16 protein-coding genes are annotated in these 17,067 nt (G+C 71.6%); 7 read left to right on the top strand and 9 right to left on the bottom strand.

Annotated features, from left to right (window positions below; all coding sequences use genetic code 11):
• Nucleotides 1-5: 5 nt before the first annotated feature.
• Nucleotides 6-2,600, bottom strand: a complete 2,595-nt coding sequence (locus tag AC1DWJ_RS04190; RefSeq protein ID WP_477620051.1) for a glucosidase family protein — start codon at nucleotides 2,598-2,600, stop codon at nucleotides 6-8.
• Between the two features lie 265 nt (nucleotides 2,601-2,865).
• On the opposite strand from AC1DWJ_RS04190, the gene AC1DWJ_RS04185 reads away from it, so the two are divergent.
• From AC1DWJ_RS04185 to AC1DWJ_RS04175, 3 genes are read left to right on the top strand one after another with little or no spacing between them, the layout of a single operon-like run.
• The gene (locus tag AC1DWJ_RS04185; protein WP_477620050.1) at nucleotides 2,866-3,414 is read left to right on the top strand and encodes a dihydrofolate reductase family protein; all 549 of its coding nucleotides are present in this window, start codon (nucleotides 2,866-2,868) and stop codon (nucleotides 3,412-3,414) included.
• Between the two features lie 6 nt (nucleotides 3,415-3,420).
• Nucleotides 3,421-3,822, top strand: coding sequence for a YciI family protein (locus AC1DWJ_RS04180; protein WP_457254358.1), 402 nt, complete (start codon nucleotides 3,421-3,423; stop codon nucleotides 3,820-3,822).
• 27 nt (nucleotides 3,823-3,849) lie between these two features.
• Nucleotides 3,850-5,112 carry an RNA polymerase sigma factor gene (locus tag AC1DWJ_RS04175; protein ID WP_477620049.1) on the top strand — a complete coding sequence of 421 codons (1,263 nt, stop codon included), beginning with the start codon at nucleotides 3,850-3,852 and terminating at the stop codon, nucleotides 5,110-5,112.
• Nucleotides 5,113-5,148: 36 nt separating this feature from the next.
• Here AC1DWJ_RS04175 and AC1DWJ_RS04170 read toward each other — a convergent pair whose 3' ends face one another.
• From AC1DWJ_RS04170 to AC1DWJ_RS04155, 4 genes are all read right to left on the bottom strand, one after another.
• Entirely contained in the window at nucleotides 5,149-5,586 is a 438-nt protein-coding gene (locus AC1DWJ_RS04170) for a VOC family protein (RefSeq protein ID WP_477620048.1), read from the bottom strand.
• Between the two features lie 63 nt (nucleotides 5,587-5,649).
• A complete protein-coding gene (locus AC1DWJ_RS04165) occupies nucleotides 5,650-6,861 on the bottom strand; it encodes an ATP-binding protein (protein ID WP_477620047.1) in 1,212 nt (403 codons plus the stop codon).
• Nucleotides 6,862-6,990: 129 nt separating this feature from the next.
• A complete protein-coding gene (locus tag AC1DWJ_RS04160) occupies nucleotides 6,991-7,506 on the bottom strand; it encodes a DUF3806 domain-containing protein (RefSeq protein ID WP_457254362.1) in 516 nt (171 codons plus the stop codon).
• Between the two features lie 10 nt (nucleotides 7,507-7,516).
• Entirely contained in the window at nucleotides 7,517-7,843 is a 327-nt protein-coding gene (locus AC1DWJ_RS04155; protein WP_477620046.1) for a rhodanese-like domain-containing protein, read from the bottom strand.
• Between the two features lie 82 nt (nucleotides 7,844-7,925).
• On the opposite strand from AC1DWJ_RS04155, the gene AC1DWJ_RS04150 reads away from it, so the two are divergent.
• From AC1DWJ_RS04150 to AC1DWJ_RS04140, 3 genes are all read left to right on the top strand, one after another.
• A complete protein-coding gene (locus tag AC1DWJ_RS04150) occupies nucleotides 7,926-8,870 on the top strand; it encodes an aminoglycoside phosphotransferase family protein (protein WP_477620045.1) in 945 nt (314 codons plus the stop codon).
• A gap of 62 nt (nucleotides 8,871-8,932) precedes the next feature.
• Nucleotides 8,933-11,884 carry a helix-turn-helix transcriptional regulator gene (locus tag AC1DWJ_RS04145; protein ID WP_477620044.1) on the top strand — a complete coding sequence of 984 codons (2,952 nt, stop codon included), beginning with the start codon at nucleotides 8,933-8,935 and terminating at the stop codon, nucleotides 11,882-11,884.
• Nucleotides 11,885-11,888: 4 nt separating this feature from the next.
• Nucleotides 11,889-12,029, top strand: a complete 141-nt coding sequence (locus tag AC1DWJ_RS04140; RefSeq protein WP_477620043.1) for a hypothetical protein — start codon at nucleotides 11,889-11,891, stop codon at nucleotides 12,027-12,029.
• On the opposite strand, the gene AC1DWJ_RS04135 is transcribed toward AC1DWJ_RS04140, so the two are convergent.
• Nucleotides 12,022-12,882 (bottom strand): Fpg/Nei family DNA glycosylase, encoded by an 861-nt coding sequence (locus AC1DWJ_RS04135; RefSeq protein ID WP_457254366.1) that lies wholly within the window; start codon nucleotides 12,880-12,882, stop codon nucleotides 12,022-12,024. The genes AC1DWJ_RS04140 and AC1DWJ_RS04135 overlap by 8 nt on opposite strands.
• 83 nt (nucleotides 12,883-12,965) lie before the next feature.
• On the opposite strand from AC1DWJ_RS04135, the gene AC1DWJ_RS04130 reads away from it, so the two are divergent.
• Nucleotides 12,966-14,411: an MFS transporter gene (locus AC1DWJ_RS04130; protein WP_477620042.1), complete on the top strand. Its 1,446-nt coding sequence runs from the start codon at nucleotides 12,966-12,968 to the stop codon at nucleotides 14,409-14,411.
• A 5-nt stretch (nucleotides 14,412-14,416) separates the two neighbouring features.
• Here AC1DWJ_RS04130 and AC1DWJ_RS04125 read toward each other — a convergent pair whose 3' ends face one another.
• The 3 genes from AC1DWJ_RS04125 to AC1DWJ_RS04115 form a co-directional block, all read right to left on the bottom strand.
• Nucleotides 14,417-15,505, bottom strand: coding sequence for an App1 family protein (locus AC1DWJ_RS04125; protein ID WP_457254368.1), 1,089 nt, complete (start codon nucleotides 15,503-15,505; stop codon nucleotides 14,417-14,419).
• A 9-nt stretch (nucleotides 15,506-15,514) separates the two neighbouring features.
• Nucleotides 15,515-16,165: a DsbA family protein gene (locus AC1DWJ_RS04120; RefSeq protein ID WP_457254369.1), complete on the bottom strand. Its 651-nt coding sequence runs from the start codon at nucleotides 16,163-16,165 to the stop codon at nucleotides 15,515-15,517.
• A gap of 81 nt (nucleotides 16,166-16,246) precedes the next feature.
• Nucleotides 16,247-17,026 (bottom strand): GAF and ANTAR domain-containing protein, encoded by a 780-nt coding sequence (locus AC1DWJ_RS04115; protein ID WP_457254370.1) that lies wholly within the window; start codon nucleotides 17,024-17,026, stop codon nucleotides 16,247-16,249.
• Nucleotides 17,027-17,067: the final 41 nt, after the last annotated feature.

Here is a 17,067-nt window from a genome sequence, read left to right as displayed (position 1 = left end):
CGCCGTCAGGAGGTAGTCACCTCCAGGGTGTGCGTCCCCGCCTTGGTCGGGACGGTCACCTCGAGGCCACGGTTCGTCGTCCGGCTGGTCCAGGTGGACAGCACCGAGCCGTCGAGCACGACCCGCGTCACGGTGCTGCCGCGCGGGACGGTGTGCCCGATCCAGACCTTGTCGGCGCCGACGGCCGAGCCGACCTTGACCGTCGTGGTGTAGCGCGACCCGGCGACCGAGGCCGACACGTCGGCGAAGCCACCGCCGAGCCGGATGTGCGCACCCGAGGCCGACGGCTGACCGGCCGGCACCTGCGGGACCACGACCAGCTGGCCGTTGCCGAGGTCGGGCTGGAGACCGAGCCACTGGTGCACGACGGCCCAGGCGGTGCCGTAGTTGCCCCACGCCTGCATGAACATCGAGCGGCAGGTCCAGCAGCGATCGATGTTCGCGCCCTGGTCCGGCGAGGGGAAGATCTCCGGCATCGCGCCCGGCTGCTCGTCGGGCGTCCCGCCGGTGGCGGGCTCGGCGAACATCGGGTCGGCCAGCGCGTGGGTGTAGCGCTGCTGCTGTCCGGCCCCGAGCCGGCCGTAGTTGCCCTCACCGATCGACTGGATCGAGGTGGTCAGGCCGAAGACGACCTTCTCGCCCGCGCCGGTCTGGCCGCCGCCGCAGCCCGTGTGGAACAGGCCCGTCGACAGGGGCGCGGTCCCGCTGTAGCAGGGGTCCTCACGGCCGGCGAGCGCCGTGCTCCCGTGGGCGTAGGGCGCGAGCCCGGGCACGGTGCGGCCGTTGACCTGGAGCTCGGCCTCCATCGGCGTCTGTCCGATCCAGTGCTTCTGGAAGGACTGGACGTTGCCGGGGTCGGCGAGCGAGTCGGCGTACTGGGACGCCGCGGCATACCACCACGCCTGGTCGAACCGGTCGCTGATCTGGCCGGCGAGGGTGTTGGCCCAGGCGAAGGTGGTGCCGTCGTGCTTGGCCTTGGCCATGGTGGCCAGGTCGTAGAGCCCACGGATGTAGTAGACGGTGTTGTCGAGCTTCTCGGTGCCCATCCCGCCGCGCTCGACGTTGCCGAGGCCCTCCGGGAAGCCGTCGTGGTCGGCGTCGAGGGTGGCCGTGACGTACCTGAGGTTGCGGACCGAGAAGTCGTACATCTCGTCGCGGAACCGGTCGTCGCCGGTCCAGCGCCACAACAGCGCCACGGTGCTCGGGAACTTCACCGTCTCGTCGGTGTTGAAGTTGTACGTCGTGGTGCCGTCCGGGTTGGTGCTGCGCGAGTCCTGGCCGTACCAGATCGAGCCGTCCGAGATGACCTCGTGCGTCACGACGCCGGAGCGGTTGTTGAGGATGTCGGACACGTCACGCAGGGCCCGCAGGTGGTCCTTGATCGCCTCGAACTGCCCGACCGACACCGACGCGAACGCGGTGTACTCGGCGTCCGTGCCGAAGAGCCACGGGTAGTCGGGGTAGCCCGCCCCGATCCAGGTCGCCTTGGCGACGGTCCCCGACGGCGCGGGGAACTGCTTGCCCTGGTTGGTCCAGCGGATCTGCAGGTCCGTCGCCGTCTGGGTGAGGTCGGCGATGTTCTGCTTGCCCCACTGCACTGCGTCCTGCACCAGCGGGTCGCCGGGCAGCGACAGCTGGGTCATCTGCGCGAGCGCCTGTCGCGAGGCCTTCTTCGCGGCCAGCGCCGCGGCCGGGTCGGCCAGCGCCTTCGCGAGCTCGCCACGGGCGGAAGCCAGCCCCTGGTCGGAGCCGGCGACGGCGAGCCAGATGGTCTTCGAGCCACCGGCCGGCAGGTCGAGGCTGTAGGTCAGCCGGCCGCCGGTGCCCTTGCCGAATGGTCCGTCGTCACAGGCCGAGGGCTTGGGGTCCGCCGGGGCGCCGGTCTCGGTGCCGGTGCAGCGGTTGCCGGCCTGGGCGCCGTAGAACTGGGAGCCGATCTGTCCGGTGGTCGGCGTCGCCGCGGTGCCGACCACGGCGGCGTAGTGGTGGACCGGCGCACCGGGCAGCGCACCGTCATCGGTGAAGACGAGGTTCGTGCCGTCGAAGGCACCCGTGTCCGGGAGGTTGTCGCTCGCGTTCGGCGTCACGCCGCCGAACCCCCACGGGTACTGGCCCATCAGCTCGGAGTGGGCGTCGACCGACAGCTTCGCCGTGCGGGCCGCGCCCGGGTTGGTCACGGTGAGGCCGAAGAGCGCGCCCCGCACGCCGTCGGGCACGAAGTCGGTGCGCGCGACCTCGAGGCCCGCGGTGTCGGGCAGGGCGTAGCGGCTGTAGCCCCACCCGCTGGTGAACGACGAGGCCGGCCCGACCCACTGGTCGTCGAGGCCGAACCACACGCCGTCGACCATCTTCATCGGCGGGGTCCAGACCCCACCCATCTCACCGGTGATGTGCCAGCCGTTCGCGTAGAACCGACCGTCCTCGAACCCGATCGAGTAGGCCCGCGTCCCGGCCGAGACCTCCCGCCGGTCGGCGAGCCGGGTGCTCACCGACAGCTCGTCGCCGGCCGCGGCGACCGCTGCGGTGACGGGTACTTGTGTCGCCATCACGGCCGCTCCGAGCACGAGCGCTGTGGCACCGGCGAGGTGAGATCGAGACATCGTCGTCCTCCGACCCAGAAGGGGCAGCGACGTCGGGCGGCGTCGCCTGGGTGGTCAGGACCCTTTGTCCCTGCGAATGCGGACGAATGGTCCGGACCTTCGGACGTTACACCCGCCGTCGCGGTGTGCCGCGTGGAAATTTCCCGAGAAATTTCAGGGAGGCTGTCGAAACGGTGGCGCGCCGTTCGGCGAAGGGGGTGAAGGCACCGAGAGGCGGTGCCGCCGGGACCGGTCGAGAGGCCACCCACTCACCGAGGAGCACTCCATGGGATCCATCAAGGCAAGCCTGTTCATCTCCCTCGACGGCGTCATCGAGTCGCCGGAGAGCTGGCACTTCCCCTACTTCAACGACGAGATGGGCGCCGTGGTGGGCGCCCAGATGGCCGCAGCGGACGCGACCCTGCTGGGCCGCACCACCTACGACGCGTTCGCCGGCTACTGGCCGGGCGCCGACCCCGCCGACCCGTTCACCGCGGCGATGAACGGGGCCCGCAAGTACGTCGTGTCCGCCACCCTCACCGAGGCCACCTGGGAGAACTCCTCGGTGGTCAGCGGTGACGTGGCCGCCGAGCTCACCGCACTGAAGCAGGACACGAACCTCGGCACGACCGGCAGCGCGACCCTCGTGCGCTGGCTGCTCGAGCAGGGGCTGGTCGACGAGCTGCACCTGCTGGTGCACCCGATCGTGGTCGGTCACGGGAAGAAGCTCTTCGAGGACGGCGCGACCGTGCCCCTGCAGCTGGTCTCGTCGCAGACCTTCGAGACGGGGGTCGTCTACCTCGTCTACGGGCCCACTGCCGCAGCCGACGCGTGAGGAAGAATGCGACGGGAACCGACCGAGGAGACGACCGTGCGCTACATGGTGATGCACTACCAGACCCAGGCGATGGAGGACGGCATCCCGCCGTCCGCCGAGGACCAGGCCGCCATCGGCGAGTACATGAGGGAGGCGGCGATGTCGGGCGTCCTCCTCTCCGGCGAGGGAGTCGCCTCCAGCGCCAAGGGCGCCCGCATCGAGGTGCAGGACGGCGCGACCCGGGTGATCGACGGACCGTTCGCCGAGGCCAAGGAGCTGATCGCCGGCTTCGCGATCCTCGACGTGGGGTCGCTGGACGAGGCGATCGAGCACGCCCGCCGGTTCGCGCTGCTCGTGGGCAGCGACCGGGTGGACGTCCGCAAGGTCATCGAGGTGGAGGACCTCGTCCTCCCCGAGCAGCGCTGACCACGCGCTGACACCGGGGACGAGGCGGTGAGCACCGAGGTCGACCGGCGAGTGGCGGCCCTGTGGAGGGTCGAGTCGCCGCGGGTGACCGCCCGGCTGGCTCGGCTCGTGGGCGACCTCGACACCGCCGAGGAGCTCGCCCAGGACACCTTCGTGGCGGCCCTCGAACGGTGGCGTCGCGACGGCATACCGGACAACCCGGCGGCCTGGCTCACGAAGACCGCACGCGACCTCGCCGTCGACCGGCTCCGCCGGCGCGACACCGGGAGGGCGAAGTACCAGGTCGTGGCGGCGAGCACGCCCCTGACGGTGGAGCACGACCTCGACGAGGTGGTCGACGGCGACCTCGCGGACGACCTGCTCGGGCTGGTCTTCATGTCGTGCCACCCGATCCTGTCGGCCGACGCGCGCTCGGCGCTGACCCTCAAGCTGGTGTGCGGACTGCGCACCGAGGACGTCGCCCGCGCGTTCCTCGCGCCCGAGGCGACCATCGCGCAGCGGATCGTGCGGGCCAAGCGGACCCTGGCCGCGGCCAACGTGCGGTTCGAGCTGCCGGGGCCGAAGGAACGGCCGGCCCGGCTCGACGCCGTGCGCGAGGTCATCTACCTCGTCTTCAACGAGGGCCACACGGCCACGACCGGCGACAGCTGGACCACCCCCGAGCTGTGCGCGGAGGCGCTGCGGCTGGGTCGGATGCTGGCCTCCCTCACGCCGGGTGACACCGAGACGCTCGGGCTGTTGGCGCTGATGGAGATCCAGGCGTCACGGCTGCCGGCGCGGGTCGCCGCGGACGGGTCCCCGGTGCTGCTGATGGACCAGGACCGCAGCCGGTGGGACCAGCTGCTGGTGCGCAGCGGGCTGGCGCACGTCGGCCAGGTCGACGCGCTCGGCGGCACGGTGGGCCCCTACGCGCTGCAGGCCGCCATCGCGGCCTGCCACGCGCGGGCCCGCGTCGCCGAGGACACCGACTGGGAGCGGATCACGGCCCTGTACGACGGGCTCGCCCAGATCAGCCCCTCACCCGTCGTCGAGCTCAACCGGGGTGTGGCGACGGCGCAGGCGTTCGGTCCGCAGGCCGGCTTGGAGATCGTGCTCCCGCTGCTCGAGCGGGCGGACCTGCGCGGCTACCACCTCTTGCCAGCAGTCGTCGGAGACCTGCTGTGCCGCAACGGATCCCACGTGGAAGCCCGCGAACACTTCCTGCGGTCGGCAGCCCTGACCAAGAACACCCGCGAACGCACCACCATGCAGGACCGCGCCGCGCAATGCGCCTCCGGGCACCCGGCCTGAGGCCGGCCACGGGTCAGGCGACGGCGGGCGACCCGGTCAGCTCTTCTTCAGCTCCTGAGCCAACATCACGATGATGCCGCTGGGGCCCCGGACGTAGGTGAGCCGGTAGATGTCCTCGTAGGTGCCGACGCCGCGCAGGGGGTGGCAGTCATGCCGCGCGGCGATCGCCAGCGCCTCGTCGAGGTCGTCGACCGAGAAGGCCACCCGGTGCATGCCGATCTCGTTGGGCAGGGTGGGCTCGGTCTCGATCGCGTCGGGGTGGAGGTACTCGAAGAGCTCGAGGCGGCCGTTGCCGTCGGGCGTCTGGAGCATGGCGATCTTGGCGTGGTTGCCGTCGAGGCCGACCGCGGTGTCGGTCCACTCACCGCTGACCGTGTCGCGGCCCAGGACGGTCAGGCCGAGGTCGGTGAAGAAGGCGATGGTCGCTTCGAGGTCGCGGACGGCGATGGCAACGTTCTCGAGCTTGATGGGCATGCGCAGCACGCTACCCAGTCGCAGCCGTCCGTGGTGGCTGTCGGGTGGTGGGTGTCGGGGTGGTCAGCCCTGGGTGCGGAGGTAGCGGCCGAAGTGGGGCACAGTGAACGCGATCCGACCGCGCTCGCCCGAGTAGATGAGCCCCTTCTTCAGGAGCGCATCCCTTGCGGGAGAGAGGGATTGGGGCTTGCGGTCGAGCACCGTGGCAACCGCCGAGGTCGGCACCGACTCGGTCTCGTCGACCTCCTCGCCGCTCTCGACGAGGCCCTGGGCGGCGTCGGCCATCGCCCGCAGGTACTCGCGCTCGGCCGGCGTCGCTCGCTCGAAGCGCGAGCCGAAGAACCCCACCGCCAGCTCCGCCTCGGCCTCCGGTGCGGCGACCGCGATGTCCTCGGCGGTGATCGGCGACCGAGGCGCGACGTCCCACGCGACCTTGCCGTAGGCCTGGACGAAGTAGGGGTAGCCGGCGGTCGCGGCATACATCGCATCCAAAGCCTCTGGCGTGAACACCGCATCCTCGTCAGCGGCTGGCGCCACGAGGGCGAGGTCGGCCGCGGCGCGGTCGAGCCGGTCGATCCGTTGGTAGCGGAACAGCCTCTCGGAGTAGGACTTCGAGGCAGACAGCACCGCCGGGAGGTGCGGAAGCCCGGCACCGACGACGATGACGGGCAGACCCGACTGCGAGATCTCGTGGCACGCCGCGCAGACGGCCGACACGTCGTCGGCCGAGAGGTCCTGCATCTCGTCGACGAAGACCGCGACTCCTCGGCCGACGTCTGCGGCGAGCCCGCCCACGTCGGTGAGCAGCTCGACGAGGTCGATCTCGATGTCTCCGGAGTCGGCTCGCCCGGTGGCGGCCGGTGCGTCGATGCCCGGGTTCCACTTCTCCCTCAGCTTCGCGCCGGGGGCGGAGTCGCGCTGGGCGAAGGCCTTGATGACGCCGAGGACGTGGTCGACCTGGTCGCCGGCCGGGTGGCCGAGCTCGCGGACGGCGACGTGGAGCGCCGCGGACAGCGGGCGGCGCAGGCCCTGGTCGGGTCGCGCCTCGAGCTTGCCGGTGCCCCAGTGGGCGCGGACGGCGGCCGAGCGCAGGGCGTTCAGCAGGACGGTCTTGCCGACCCCGCGCAGCCCGGTGAGCACGATCGAGCGCTCCGGCCGGCCGCGGGCGATGCGTTCGAGCACGACGTCGAAGGCGTGCAGCTGCTCGTCACGTCCGGCCAGCTCGGGCGGGCGCTGGCCGGCTCCGGGGGCGTACGGGTTGCGTATCGGGTCCACGATTGCAGCGTATGGGTGTTTCTAGCGTTTCCCTGAGATTTGGCGATACGCCGCGATCGTGTCGTGGCGCGGCCGTCTAGCGGAGGTCCGAGACACCGCGAGACAGCCCGAGAAGGCCGAGCAGCAGCCTCAGCGGCGACTGCGGCGCTTGACGATGTGGCCGACGACGGCGGGGATCCAGCCGGTCTCGCCCCGCATCCAGCGTCCGGCCACCAGGTTGTGCGGCACCACGACGAACGACCCCTTGTAGCCCTCGGTCAGCGACAGGTCGGTCCCGAAGACGTCGGTGACGACCTGCCAGTCGAGGTCGGTGTTGCGGTCGAGGTACTCGCCGATCCCGATGGCATAGCGCTCGACGATCGCGGCGTGGTCGGGACGGTCGTCCTCGGGCGACGCCGACCACGCGGCATACGCCCGGTCGAGGCCGGCACCGATCGAGGCGAGGTCGTCGACGTCGACGCCGTCGGCGGCCAGCGCTTCGAGGGCTGCACTGATCCGGCCGCGTTCGGCGTCACCGAGGGGGTCGACGAGCGGGCGCAGCGAGGCGTTGGGGTCGAGGGTGTCGCCGGCGCTGGGGAGGGTGCGCTCCTCGACCTGCGGTTCCGAGGTCGCGTCGTCGTCACCACGCCGACCGAACCACGCCATGTCGACGGCCCTACTTGACCGTGGCGGGACCGGAGGCGGCGACGAGCGGCTTGCCCGCGCCCTCCCAGGCCTTCATGCCGCCGTGCAGGTTGGCGACGTCGAAGCCCTGCTGCGAGAGCCACGCGACGGCTCGCGAGGAGCGGCCGCCACCGCGGCAGACCACCGCGAGGACACCGTCGTCGGTGTCGGGCAGCTCGTCGAGGCGCGACGGGAGCTCGCCGAGCGGGATGTGCACGGCGCCCGGGGCGTGCCCGGCGTCCCACTCGTCCTGCTCGCGCACGTCGAGCACGAGGGCGTGGTCCTGGACGTCGGTCACCGGCACCTGGGGAATGCTCATGTGTCCATGTAACCACTGGCCGGCTGCCACCCCTAAACCAAAACCAGTGGGCAGGAGTCCCACCACACGGCACAGTGGCGCCATGACGGGCCAGGACGAGCAGATCGCACGGGTGGTGGCCACCTGCCGCGACGCGGTGGGTGACCACCCCGCGCTCGCACCCGTGCTCGACGGGTTGGGCGAGCTGCTCGCCGACCTCGTGCAGCGCTGGTCGCTGACGCTCGGCGAGGTCTACGGCGAGGGTCTCGGGGTGCCCGTGGTGGCCGTCGACGCCGACGGCCACCCGGCTGTCCTCAAGATCGACCGGGCGGCCCCGGCCTTCGCGGCGCAGGTCGCCACCCTCGAGGCAGCGCAGGGCCGGGGGTATGCCGCGGTGCTGGCTTCCGACGTCACGCGCGGGGCCGTCCTCATGGAACGGCTCGGGGCCAGCCTCGCGTCGTCGCGGCTCTCGCCGGCGGCCCAGGTCGACCACCTGGCGGCGGCCCTGCGACTCGCGTGGGAGCTGCCGCTGGACCTGGCTCCGGCGATCGCACCCGCGGACGACAAGGCAGCGCAGCTCGCGGGCATCGTCCGACGGTTCCGGCAGGGCGACGACGAGGACCGCTGGGGGGCGGCGCTCGACCGGGCCCACGAGCTCGCCCGCCACCTGTCGGCCACCCGCGACCCACTCCGCGACGTGCTGTGCCACGGCGACCCACATCCCGGCAATGCGTTGCAGGCCAACGGGATCCCGCGCTACAAGCTCGTCGACCCCGATGGCTTCCGGTGCGAGCCGGAGTACGACGTCGGGGTCACCGTGCGCGACTTCAGCAGGGAGGTCCTGGCCAGCCGCGACCACCGGGCCGCCCGCGCGCGGCACGACGCCCTGTGCGACCGGGCCGCCGACCTCACCGACACGGATGCCGAGCGGGTGCGCCAGTGGGCGTTCGTCGAGCGCGTCACGACCGGGCTCTACCTGCGGTGGTTCCACGACGAAGAAACCGCCGAGTCCTTCCTCGACGCGGCGACGGTCCTGCTCCCCGACTGACCGCGCGGTCAGGGTTCGCCGAGGGCACGACGGGACACCGCGTCGGGGTGGATGATCAGTGGATGGACCCCCCGCGTCGGCTGGTGGGCCGCTCCGCCGAGCAGGCGCAGCTGCTCCGCATGCTCGACGGGGCCGCGGCCGGCGAGCCGCAGGCGACCCTGCTCCACGGTGAGCCCGGGATCGGCAAGACCGCCTTGGTCCGCGACCTGGTCGACGCGGCGCGAGCGCTGGGCTTCCATGTCCTCTTCGGCCAGTGCCTGCGGTTCGGGTCCGAGGTCACCACGAACGGGCCGATCACCAGGGCGATCGAGCGGTGGGCACGAGGCGTGGACTCCGCAGCCCTCGACCGAGTCTTTCCGGGCGCGGTCTCCAGCCACGACGCTCTGCACGCTCCCGGACAGGATTCTGAGAGCGGATCGCAGGGGAACCTGTTCCGTCTGGCTGGCGCCGTCGATCGTCTTGCGGATGACGCACCCACGCTGGTGGTGATGGACGACCTCCAGTGGGCTGACCCGAGCTCCCTCGACGTCCTGTCCTTCGTGGTCGCAGGGCTGCACACGGGGCAGCACCTCGCCCTCGCGTTCACGTACCGGGACACCGAGCTGGGCGAAGGCCACCGATTGCACGGGTGGTTGGCCGACGTGCGCCGCGTCAGGGGGGTCAGCCGGCTCCCCCTCTCCCGCCTCACTGCGGGCGAGACGGAGCAGCTCGTGCTCGGGCTGCCGGGCAGGCAGTCCGACGTCGCACTGGCTGAGCGAGTTTTCGCGCGCTCCGAGGGAAACCCCTACCTGGCCGAGCTTGTCGCCCAGGAGGTCGGCGACACCGTCGGCGGCGAGAGCCCGCTCGGCGAAGCGCTCCTCGCCTCGTGGCACAGGCTCGGGCCTGAGACCAGGGCGGTCACCCAGCTGGTGGCGGTCGCGGGTCGCCCAGTCGCGTTCCGGGTGCTGCAGGACCTCGTCATCCGCCGCGGCCTGGAGGTCGACGTGACGGCCGCGATCAGAGAGGCGGTCGACGAGGGCATCGTGATCATTCAAGACACCAGCGACGTGTGGCTCCGCCATCCCCTCCTCGGGGAGGTGATCCTCACGACGCTGCCCCCCTGGCAGCTCCCGGAGGTGCACCGCGCCTTCGCAGCATCCTGGGAGGTGGCCGAAGACGTCACCGACGCGGAGCGGGCCACCCATCTTGCCCTGCACCATGCCGCTGCACAGGACGCGGAACCGGCGTACCGGTGGGCCCTGCGCGCCGCGGACGAAGCGCTCCGTCTCCATGCGATCTCCGAGGAGGCGACGCACCTGACCAGTGCGGTCGACCTGCTCGCACCGGGGTTCACGGGCTCGGGCCCTCCCGCGTGCGAGCTGCTCACCAGAGCAGCGCGGTGCCTGCTCGCGGCTGGCCGCCCCGGTCGCGCACTGGAGTTCTTCGAACGTGCCCTGTCAGGCCTCGACCCGCACGACGAGCCCTTGGCAGCCTGCCGGGTGCTGATGGCTCTCAACTTCGCCAAGGGTGTGAACGTGACCGGGAGCGCATCGGCGTCGGTCGCCGACTTCGAGCGGGCCGTTGCCCTGACCGACCCGTTCCCGGACTCCAGGGAACGAGTTCTGGCGCTGGCCCATCTGGCCTACTTCCAGGTCTTCGAGGGGGTCTCGGCCGCAGCCGAGCACGCTGCGGAGGCCGTTCGCCTCGCCGAGGAGCTGGGTGCCGATGACGCCCTCGCCTGGGCTCTGGTCGTCCGGGCGCAGACGAGGTGGGGCACTCGCGCCGGCGTCGTCGATGCCGAACGAGCGTGGACCCTTGCCAAGACGGTCGACGAGACCGAGCTGCTCATCCGGGTGTCGATCAACGTCTGCAACAGCTACGAGTCCATGGGACAGCTGACTGCGTCGGCTGCGCTATCGCGCGAGGTACATGCCCTGATGCGGGAGCGGGGCAGCGCCCAGGGCATCTCGTGCACGGGTGCCCGGGGAGCGCTGACCCTCGTCCAGCTCGGCGAGTGGGACGTTGCCCGGTCCGTCATTCGCGAGACGCTGGCGTTGCGGCTGAACACACGCTGGGGCGGCGCCGCCCGCTGCGGCGCTGCGGTGCTCAGCGCGCTGGAGGGCGACCTCGAGGCGGCCGAGACGCATCTGTCCCGGGCCAGGGAGCTGATGCCGGTCAGCGACCTGGGTGACAACCTGGTCCTGTCCGAGATGATCGTCGCCATCGAGGCGGGGCAGCCTCGACGCGCCCTCGAGCTGGTCGAGCTCTGGATGACCCGGGCCGTGGCCCTGGACCACTCCGCCGCCGACCAGCTTCTCCAGCTGGCGGCCCGGGCTGCGGCCGACCTCGCTGAGGGCGCCCCGGCCGCTTCAGACGAACCGAGGCGCTCGGCGATCATCTGGCTGGAGCGGATCGAGTCTCTGCGTGGCGACTCCCCCCGCTACCTGCCGTTGGGGCTCGACGACGCGGTGCACCCGGCTTGGGGGGCTCTCTACGTCGCCGACCGCGCCCGGTGCAGCAGGGAAGAGCCCACCATGGTGCCCCTCTGGCAGGCGGCCACCGAAGCCACTGAGCGCGCTGGCCTGCTGTTCGAGCACGCCAGGTCGCTGTACCACTGGGGCCGATCGCTCGTGGGGGAGCCGAAGGGCCGCGAGCGGGCGGCCGACGCACTGGGCCGGTCGGCACTCATCGCGCAGGCGCTGGGGGCGGCCCCGCTGGCGGCGCTCGTCGAACAGGTGGCCCTGCAGGCGCACCTCCCCCTGACTGCCTCCGGAGACGACCACTCCACGGCTGACCTCGTCAGCCGGTTGGCGGGCGTGGCCCTGACACCGCGCGAGGCCGAGGTCCTGGACCATCTCGTCGCCGGCGAGACGTACTCCCAGGTGGCGCGCCGCCTGTTCATCAGCGAGAAGACGGTGAGCACCCACGTCTCCAACCTGCTGCGGAAGACGGGCACGACCAGCCGTATCGAGCTGGCCGCCATCGCTGTCCGGGGCAAGACGACTCCCGATTCGGGATTCACCGGGGCATCATGAGCCCATGGCCTCCGCCCTGGAACGCGAGATGCGCCGACTGATCGCCGAGCAGGACGCGCAGATCCTTCGGACCCACGGCACGGCAGACGAGCTGGACGTCCTCGTCGAGTGGACCGGCGCCAGGCTGACCCTGAGCGCTACTTGAGGAGCCGGGACATTCGTCGGTCGGCCAGCGGCTTGCCGCCGGTCTGGCAGGTCGCGCAGTACTGCAACGACGAGTCGGCGAAGGACACCTCACGCACGGTGTCGCCGCAGACCGGGCAGGTCTCACCCGTGCGGCCGTGCACCCGCATGCCGGCCCGCTTGGCGTCCTTGAGCTCCTTGGCGGGCTTGCCGGACGCGGTCGCGACCGCGGAGGCGAGCGTGTCACGCAACGCGGCATACAGGCGGTCGGTGGCCTCGTCGTCGAGGCTGGACGCCATCGCGAACGGCGACATCTTCGCGACGTGCAGGATCTCGTCGGAGTAGGCGTTGCCGACGCCGGCGATGAACCCCTGGTCGCGCAGGAGTCCCTTGATCTGGGAGCGGCGCCCGGCGAGCAGCGCTCCGAACGCCTCCCGGGTGAACTCCTCGGCCAGCGGGTCGGGGCCGAGGAAGGCGATGCCGGGCACGTCCTGCGGGTCGCGCACGAGGTAGGCGGCCAGCCGCTTCTTGGTGCCGGCCTCGGTGAGGTCGAAGCCCGAGCTGTCGGAGAACCGGGTGCGCAGCGCGATCGGCGACTTGCCGGGCCGCAGCACCGTGTTGGGCACCGCATCGGACCAGCGCAGCCACCCGGCGCGGGCCAGGTGGAAGATCAGGTGGACGCCGTCACAGTCGAGGTCGACGAACTTGCCATGGCGCGAGACCCCGTCGACCGGGGCGCCGGTGAGGGCCTGCGGCGGAGGGTCGAAGGTCTTGAGCACCGAGAACGACCCGAGCTCGACGCCGGTCACGGCCAGCCCGACGGTGCGCTCGGCGAGGAAGTCGACGAGCGCCTGGACCTCGGGCAGCTCCGGCACCCGCCCAAGTCTGGCAGACCACCCCGTCACGGAGCCGGAGTTCCGCCGCGGTGCGACGATGAGCCCATGACGAGAGCGGCAGCATGACGACAGAAGTGGCCCCGCACGAGCTCCTCCGGCTCAAGTCGCCCGCGGGACGCCTGGCCCTGGCCACGACCGTGCTGGGCAGCGGCATCGCCCTCCTCGACAGCACCATCGTCAACGTCGCGCTCCCCACCATCGGACGCGACCTCGACGCCGACCTCGCCGGGCTCCAGTGGGTGGTCAACGCCTACGCCCTGACGTTGGCCGCCTTCATCCTGCTCGGCGGCTCGCTGGGTGACCGGTTCGGGCGACGGACCATGTATGCCGTGGGCGTGGGCGGCTTCGGTATCGCCTCCGCGCTGTGCGCGCTGTCACCCACCGTGGGGGTGCTCGTCGCCGCCCGGGCCGTCCAGGGGCTGTGCGCTGCCCTGCTGGTGCCGGGCAGCCTGGCCGTCCTCCAGGCGTCGTTCCACCGGGACGACCGGATGGCTGCCATCGGTGCGTGGACCGGTCTGCTGGGCGTGGCGTCGGCCTCCGGCCCGGTCGTCGGTGGATGGCTCGTCGAACACGACTGGAGGTGGGCCTTCTGGCTCAACGTGCCGCTCGCCGTGGTGGTGGTCGTGCTGGCCGTGAAGTTCGTGCCCGAGTCGCGGAACCCGTTGGCCAGCAAGCACATCGACCTCACCGGTATCGCCCTCGCGGTGGTCGGGCTGGCTGCGCTCACGTACGGTCTGACCGCCCTGTCGGACGGGGTCACCGCGCGGGCGGTGGTGGTCGGCGTGATCGGGGTGCTCGCCCTCGCCGGCTTCGCGTGGGCCGAGGTCCATGCCCGGGCGCCGATGGTCCCGCCCTCGCTCTTCGCCAACCGGGTCTTCACGACGATCAACCTGGTCACGCTGCTCGTCTACGCGGGGCTGTCGGCCGCGCTGCTATTCCTCATGCTCTTCCTGCAGACGGTGGCGGGCTGGTCGGCACTCGAGGCCGGGGCGGCGACGCTGCCCCTGAGCATCATCATGCTGGTCCTCGCCCGCCGGTTCGGCACGATGGCTGCCCGGTCGGCCCCCCGGCCCTTCATGATCGGCGGCACCCTCGTCGGCGCAGCGGGATTCGCCCTCCTCGCGATGGCTCCTCGCGACCCTTCGTTCGTCCTCCACGTCCTGCCCGGCATCTCGCTCGTCGGGCTGGGGCTGTCGATGACGGTCGCACCGCTGACCGGCACGGTGCTGGCCGCAGCGCCCGACGAGCTCGCGGGCACGGCCAGCGGGGTCAACAACGCGGTGGCGCGGACGGCCGGCCTCCTGGCCGTCGCGGCCCTGCCGCCGCTGGTCGGGCTGGGTGGGGCCGACTACGCGTCGGCCGACGCGCTCGCGCCGTCCTACCGCCTCGCGATGATCGTGTGCGCCGGCCTGCTCGTCGGCGGCGCGGCGCTGACCGCCGTCGGCCTGCCCTCACGCGAGGACACGCCCTGCGCCGACTCCCCCCACCTGGACATCGCCGCCCGCTAGGCGGCTCAGGCGTCGGGTGCGGTCGTCGCACCCAGGGCCACGCGCAGGAGGCGCACCAGCCCGTAGCCGTCGCCCGCGCGGCATACCGGCACTTCCTTCTCGTGCCGCCCGCGAGCCGGCGTGAACTCCTCCAACGACACCGGTATGCCGTGTGACAGCACCTGCTCGCTCGGCGTCAGCTCGCGGATCGCAATGGCCGCAACGGTGTCGGGGCGCTGCTCGACGAAGTCGCCATAGATCTTGGGGTCGTGCTGGCCGTCGTCGCCGACGAGGACCCAGCGGATGTGGGGGAACTCGTTGGCCAGCCGGTGCAGGCAGGCGCGCTTGTGGTCCTGACCGGACCGGAACCACCCGGTGTTCGTCGGGCCCCAGTCGGTGAGCAGCAGCGGGCCGGGCGGGTAGCCGTGGCGACGGAGGAAGCGGGTCAGGGTCGGCGCGGTGTTCCAGGCGCCGGTGGACACGTAGACCATCGGGGCGTTGGGGTGCTCGGCCAGCAGCTCGCGGTACATCGTCGCCATGCCGGGCACGACGTGGCGGGCGTTCTCGCTCTTCACGAAGGTGTTCCAGGCCGCGATCATCGGGCGCGGCAGCGAGGTCGAGATGACGGTGTCGTCGATGTCGCTGATCAGCCCGAAGGTCTCGTCGGACCCGACCACGAGCACCGTGGCCGTCGTGTCCTCGGCGTCGACCGCGGTCAGCCTGGCCTCGTGCCAGCCGGGCGGAAGGCCGTGGTCGCGCACCTTGGTGTCGATGTAACCGCTGCGGTCGGTGCGGGTGTGCACGGTCTTGGCGCCCAGGGTGATCGTCACCGGGACGTTCATGGCCGGGGCCGTGATGAAGGCCCGCCACCCACGGCGCTCGTCCTCGGCCGACCTCAGCTCGGCAGTCGAGGCGCCTGCGTCGGCGCGCTCACCTCCCTCGCTCCGATCGGAGCGGCGGGTGAGCAGGACCCGTCCGAGGACGCGCGCGAACTCCTCCGAGCCGTAGCCGGTGTGCGCGACGATGCGGGTCTGCCACCCGCGGCGGCGCAGCACCGAGTCGACCTGGCGGTGCCAGGCGTCCTCGACGATGGAGGCGGCGTGCGGTCGGGCCATGTCCAGACCCTACGGCCTCGTGAGCACCGTCCTGAACTGGTCCACCAACCGGTCCCCACTCGCCCCCGGACCGTCGAACTCGAAGATGTGCTCACCGCGACTCGCCAGCAGGACGGGGCCACCACCGAGGTCGAGGTCGTGGGCCAGCTCGAAGTCCTCCGACGCGAGCTGCCGCGCGCGCGGGCTGTGGGCGAAGATCTCGATCGCCGGTCCGTCCAGCCCCAGGTCGTTCGCGATCGAGCCGAGCACACCCGGCGCATCGAGGGGCTGGCCCCCGACGAAGTACTGGTGCTGCACCGCACCCAGCACGGTCGACACCGGGAGGTCGGCCGCAGCCAGCAACGCGATGAGGCAGGCCGCGGGTGACCCGGTGGCGAACCGACCGGACTGGACGACCTCGACGTCGACGAGCGAGCAGGCTGCGCTCAACACGGCGCTGACCGATGGGAGGTAGGCCCAGGACGCCGGGTCGTAGATGTCCATCACGTAGACCAGCAGCGTCGACGGGTCGGCCGTGGACGGGGGAGCGAACGCGGTCCCGCCGGGGCTCCGCAGGGCAGGGCGACGAGGCGCGTGGGCGCACCGCGCACCGAGACCGGGAGAGGTCCGACTGCCGCAGTCGGTGACGCCCGCGCGACAGCTGTGAGGGGTACTGCGCATCTCGCAACCTCCAGGGCACAAAAAAAGCAACCGAGTGGCCAAGTGGCCGACCCGGTTGCTTCAGGTGCTTCGGAGACTAGCTCAGATTGCCTCTGAACGGGAAGATCGAGCTTCGGCAACCAGCTGGGCAGCCAGCACGCGCAGCTTGAGGTTCTGCTCCTGCGACTGGCGGCGGAGCAGCTCGAAGGCCACCATCTCGTCGATCTGGTGCCGACCCATGAGCAGCCCCTTGGCCTGCTCGATGACGGCCCGGGACGCCATCGCCTGCTCCATCTGACCGGCCACCTCGCGTGCGCCGACCAGGTGGACCGCAGCGGCCAGGGCATCCGCAGCGCGCCGGGCTGCCATCCGCACGAGCTCGAGATCGGTGTGGTCAAAAGCGTTTCGCGCATAGCCGTAGAGGTTGAGCGCGCCGAAGCGACGACCACCCGACTCGAGCGGGAGCGCCAGCAGGGTCTGCACGTCACCCGGGTCGCAGCCCTGGATGAAGGCCGGCCAACGCTCCTCGCCACCGGCGAGGTCCACGAGGTTCTCCCGGCCGTTGCGGAAGGCGTCGAGGCACGGCCCGTCGCCCACGGCGTACTGCACCGCATCGATCTCGAGGGTCCCGGCCGTCGTGTAGGCGGCGGTGCGCGGACGGTCCTCCATGACGACGGTGACGCCCACGCAGTCACATCCGTCGATGTTGGCGTTGACCGCCTGCACGAGCCGCTCGAGGTACGGCGTGAGGTCGTCGAGCCCCTCGAGGTTGCCCGCGAGCGCGTCCATCAGGCGCTTGGCCGCCTCCAGGCCACGCTGGCCCGCGTCCTCGTGGAGGGCCTCCGCGCGACGCGCGTCCTCGTCGGTGGTGTCGATCGTCACCAAACCACCGTACCCGCAGGTCAGCGACCCAGCCGAGGGTT

Source organism: Pedococcus sp. P2_D7 (assembly GCF_056404295.1).
Note: the sequence above shows the minus strand (reverse complement) of the source record. Positions and strands in the feature narration are given on the sequence as shown.